The sequence below is a fragment of the Kitasatospora sp. NPDC058243 genome, from assembly GCF_042882025.1.
Classification (GTDB): Bacteria; Actinomycetota; Actinomycetes; order Streptomycetales; family Streptomycetaceae; genus Kitasatospora.
The window spans coordinates 71535-75825 of the sequence record NZ_JBHVWW010000019.1; the positions used below are offsets into that span (position 1 = coordinate 71535).

General features: G+C 73.0%; 2 protein-coding genes. One reads left to right on the plus strand and one right to left on the minus strand.

What is annotated here, in order from left to right; translation table 11 throughout:
- Nucleotides 1-87: 87 nt before the first annotated feature.
- Complete coding sequence (locus tag ACFVX9_RS15535) at nucleotides 88-1539, minus strand: WGR domain-containing protein (protein WP_244293240.1); 1452 nt, start codon at nucleotides 1537-1539, stop codon at nucleotides 88-90.
- A 304-nt stretch (nucleotides 1540-1843) separates the two neighbouring features.
- Here ACFVX9_RS15535 and ACFVX9_RS15540 point away from each other — a divergent pair, with 304 nt between their 5' ends.
- Nucleotides 1844-4213 (plus strand): lamin tail domain-containing protein, encoded by a 2370-nt coding sequence (locus ACFVX9_RS15540; RefSeq protein WP_387982010.1) that lies wholly within the window; start codon nucleotides 1844-1846, stop codon nucleotides 4211-4213.
- Nucleotides 4214-4291: the final 78 nt, after the last annotated feature.

Here is a 4291-nt window from a genome sequence, read left to right on the forward strand (position 1 = left end):
GCTAAGGTCTCACCTCTGGCCGAACCTCCGCCCTGACCCCGGCCCGGGGCGGCGCCGCTGTGGTTCCCGCCCCCGCACCGGGGGTGTTCAGAGCAGGCGCTTGATCTCGCCGCGCGCCCGGTAGAAGCCGCCCGAGGCGGACTCCCGCACCTCGGCGACCAGGTACCGCGCCCCCGCGACCCGGACGTCCTTCGGGAACTGCACCCGCCGGCCCGGGTCGAAGCCCGCCGACACCACCCGCACCCGCAGCCGGGCGCCGTCCTGCACGCACTCGACCTCGATCCCGCCGCCGGGCAGGCCGCCGGTGCCGGTGACCACCGTCTCCAGGGCCGTGCCCGGCCGAACCGCCTCCCAGCCGGCGTTACGCACCTCGGCGGTGGCCGGCAGCGTCCCGCCCTCGGCCGCCCGGACGGCCTGCTCGCTCGCGTCCAGGCAGGCGAGCGAGCCGTCCGTGGTCACCAGGTAGAGCCGCCCGTCCCGGTACTGCATGCTGTACGCGGAGCCGCAGCCGGTGGCGAGCTTCCACAACCGGGTGCCGTCGGCGGCGAAGCAGTACACCGAGGAGTGGTTGTCCCCGGCGAAGACGTACTCGCCGTCCGGGGAGGCCGCGCAGGAGAACACGGCGGCGTCGCAGCGGTAGGCGGCGACCTCGGAGCCGTCGGACTTGCGCAGCCGGTGCACCCAGCCGCGCCCGGTGCCGGCGAACACCTCGTCGGCCTCCTGCCAGCCGAACAGCACCTCGCCCTTGGTCGCGGTGTGCCACAGCTGGTCGCCGCCGCGCGCCGCGTAGCGGGCGACGCCGCGCGAGTGGCCGTGGTAGACGCCGTCCGCGTCGCAGCGCACCATCCAGCCGGAGCGACCCTCGGCCTTGCGGCGCCACTGGAACTCGTCCTCGTGGTCGACGGTGGTCAGCCCGCCGCGTTCGTCGGCGACGCCGAGGACGCCGTCGTGGATGTCGAGCCAGAAGATGTCCACGTCCTCGGCTATCTCGTACGCCACCCGGGGGACCTTCCCACCCAGGTCGTACACCTTGCCGTCGTCGCAGCCCGCGTAGATCCACCAGTCGTCGGCGACGATGCACTTGACGCCGTCCGGCAGGCCGAACCGGGCGGTGACCTCGCCGTCGTGGGTGAGGGTGTAGACGTCGCCGCGCTCGTTGCCGACCCAGGCGTGCTCCTCGCCGACGAAGACGCCGAAGGCCGGCGAGCCGGAGCGGAACCGCCACAGCAGCGGCGCCTGGTTCGCCGTCGAACGGGTGCTGACGAGCTGCCGCCTGGTCACCGCCCGGCGCTGGCGCACGCCCTGGACGGCCGGCGCGTAGCCCTTGCGGACCTTCTCGCCGATCTTCTTGGCCGCCGACGCCGCGGCCTTCTCGGCGCTCGGGAAGCTGGTCGACTTGGCCTGCCCCTCCTCGCCGATCCGCCCGTACCGGACCGTCACCGTACTGCCGGCGAGCCGCACCTCGTAGAACTTGTGCGCGCTCCCCTCCTCCTCGGACAGTTCGAGGTAGGTGACCTGCTCTTCCACGGCGACGGACACGACGAAGTCCCCTTTCGGGTTTTCGGGCAACGGAGACGGGAGGCGAGACGGGGCCTGTTCGCGGCCCCGCTCACCGACAACCCCCAACCTAGGGGGCGGCACTGACAGCGCGTCCCGCTGGGCTTGCCCGGAACCCCGCTTCCCACTTGTCGCCTCACGAACCATTCTTCCGCCGTACATCTGGCCGTCGCCCGCCGCGCACGGTAGGGATCGGGTGGCGTTGCTAGAACCGCAGCGCCCGAACTTTCTTGTCCGTGCTCAGACCGCCGGGCCACCAGCCCGAGCGGCCGTCAGGAGGAAGCTCATGCGGAGTACCCAGCGAGTCCGGCGCAGAGCGATGGCGGGGGCGTCCGCCGCAGCCGTGGTGGGGGCGCTGCTGGCGCTGCCCGGCGGCGTCGCCCAGGCGACGTCACCCGACGTGGTGATCAGCCAGGTGTACGGCGGGGGCGGCAACTCCGGTGCCCCGTACGCCAACGACTTCATCGAGCTGTACAACCGCGGCACCGCGCCGGTGTCCGTCACCGGCTGGACGGTGCAGTACGCCTCGGCGGGCGGCACGTCCTGGGGCCGGACCACCCTGTCCGGCACGATCGCGCCGGGGCGTTTCCTCCTGGTGCAGGAGGCCGCCGGGGCCGGGACGGGCGCGGCGCTGCCGACGCCGGACGCCACCGGGACCCTCAACCTGGCCGCGACCTCCGGCAAGGTCGCACTGGTCACCAACGGCACGGCGCTGACCTGCGGTTCGGGCTGCGCGACGCAGCCCGGGGTGAAGGACCTGGTCGGCTACGGGTCGAGCGCCAGCTCCGCCGAGGGCTCGCCGACCGGCAACCTGTCCAACGCCACCGCCGCCCTGCGCGTCGGCGGCGGCGCCACCGACACCGACAACAACGCGGCGGACTTCACCATCGGCGCCCCGACGCCGCGCAACTCCGCCTCCACCGGCGGCGGCACCACCACCGGCGCCCGAATACACGACATCCAGGGCGCGGCCCGCACCTCCCCGCTCGCCGGCAGCGCCGTGAGCGCGGTGCCCGGCGTGGTCACCGCCGTCGGGCCCAACGGCTTCTGGTACCAGGACCCGCAGCCCGACAACGACCCCGGCACCAGCGAGGGCGTCTACGTCTACACCGCCGGCGCGCCCACCGTCGCCGTCGGCGACTCCGTCACGGTGAGCGCCACCGTCAGCCAGTACCGCCCCGGCGGCAGCGGCGGCACCACCAACCTGTCGATCACCGAACTCACCGCGCCCAGCGTCACGGTGCTCGCCCACAACGCGCCGCTGCCCGCGCCCACCCTGGTCGGCCTCGGCGGGCGGGTGCCCCCGGCGGCGGTGATCTCCAGCGTCACCGGCGGGGACGTCGAGACCGCCGGGAACTACCAACCCGCCACCGACGGCATCGACTTCTGGGCCTCGCTGGAGGGCATGCGGGTCGAGATCGACAACGCGGCCGTGGTCGGCCCCAGCAACAAGTACGGCGACCTCCCCGTCGTGCCCCAGGGCAGCACCACCCGCACCAACCGGGGCGGCATCCTGCTCCAGGCGAACGACGGCAACCCGGAGCGGGTGACCCTGGCGAACGCGCTCGCGCCCACCCCGGCCGCCAACGTCGGCGACACCCTGACCGGCGCGACCGTCGGCGTGCTCGACTACTCCTTCGGCAACTTCAAGCTCCAGGTCACCGCGACCCCGGCAGTCACCTCCGGCAACCTCGCCCCCGAGGTCACCGCCGCCCCGACGGCCGGCCAGCTCGCCGCCGCCACCTTCAACGTGGAGAACCTCTCCCCCGCCGACCCGCAGAGCAAGTTCGACGGCCTCGCGGCGGGCATCGTCACCAACCTGCGCGCGCCCGACCTCGTCGCCCTGGAGGAGATCCAGGACAACAGCGGCCCCACCGACGACGGCACCACCGCCCCCGACCAGACCCTCGCCAAGCTCACCGCCGCCATCTCGGCGGCCGGCGGCCCGGCCTACTCCTACCGCCAGATCGACCCGGTGGACGGCCAGGACGGCGGCCAGCCCGGCGGCAACATCCGCCAGGTGTTCCTGTTCCGCACCGACCGCGGTCTGAGCTTCACCGACCGCCCCGGCGCCGGCTCCACCACCGCCGACTCGGTGGTCAACAACGGCGGCACGCCCCAACTCGCCTACTCCCCCGGCCGGATCGACCCGACCAACACGGCGTTCAACTCCAGCCGCAAGCCGCTCGCCGGCGAGTTCCGCTGGAACGGCAAGCCGGTCTTCGTGATCGCCAACCACTTCAACTCCAAGGGCGGGGACCAGCCCCTGTTCGGCCGCTACCAGCCGCCCGCGCACCCGTCCGAGACCCAGCGCCACAACCAGGCGACGGCGGTGAAGAGCTTCACCGACCAGATCCTGGCGGTGGACCCGAACGCGGCGGTCATCGTGCTCGGCGACCTCAACGACTTCGAGTTCTCGCAGACCGCCGACATCCTCACCGCCGGCGGCTCGCTGACCGACCTGCCGCGCACCCTGCCGCTGCCCGAGCGCTACACCTACGTGTACGAGGGCAACTCCCAGGTGCTGGACCACATCCTCATCTCCGGCGCGCTGGCGGCGAAGCCGTACAGCTACGACATCGTGCACATCAACAGCGAGTTCAGCACCCAGCTGAGCGACCACGACCCGCAGGTCGTGCGGATCCCGCTGCCCTGACGCACGACACCGGCGCGGGGGGGGGGGGGGGGAGGCGGGAAAGAACGGAGGGGCCGAAAAAAGTCGGACGCCAACAGG